Origin of the sequence: Stenotrophomonas pictorum JCM 9942 (genome assembly GCF_001310775.1) — a bacterium.
Taxonomy (GTDB): Bacteria; Pseudomonadota; Gammaproteobacteria; order Xanthomonadales; family Xanthomonadaceae; genus Stenotrophomonas; species Stenotrophomonas pictorum.
Genome location: NZ_BAZI01000826.1, coordinates 1 through 516, shown reverse-complemented (window position 1 = coordinate 516; position 516 = coordinate 1). Strand labels below are relative to the sequence as shown.

Here is a 516-nt window from a genome sequence, read left to right as displayed (position 1 = left end):
GCGCTGGGGTGGGCCATCGCGCGGCGCTGCTGAAGGGGCGGGCCAACTATCTGTGCCGCTACCGGCTCGACCAGGCGCGCGGCGAGCCGCGTTTCAGCAGCCCCGAGCAGGTGGCGCAGTTCCAGCGGGTACTGGCCTGGTCCGGGCGCACCCAGTACGGCGACATGGCCGAGCTGGACGGGCTGGCCGACGATTCGCCGCTGCTGCCGATGGTCACCTCCACCGTCGACAACTGCCTGGGGACGGACTGCCCGTTCTGGACCGACTGTTTCGTCGTGCGCGCGCGGCAGCGGGCGCAGGAGGCCGACCTGGTGGTGGTCAACCACCACCTGCTCCTGGCCGATCTGGCGCTCAAGCAGGAGGGCTTCGGCGAAATCCTGCCCGGCGCGCAGGCGTTCGTGATCGACGAGGCCCACCAGCTGCCGGAACTGGCGGCCAATTTCTTCGGCGAAGGATTCGGCATGCGACCGTGGCAGGAGCTGGCGCGCGACTGCCTGGCCGAATGCCGCAGCGTGG

The 516-nt window shown here is 70.5% G+C and carries 1 pseudogene; it reads left to right on the top strand.

Annotation, left to right across the window (positions count from 1 at the left end):
• Positions 1-516: pseudogene (locus tag JCM9942_RS17900) on the top strand (ATP-dependent DNA helicase); the annotation flags it as partial.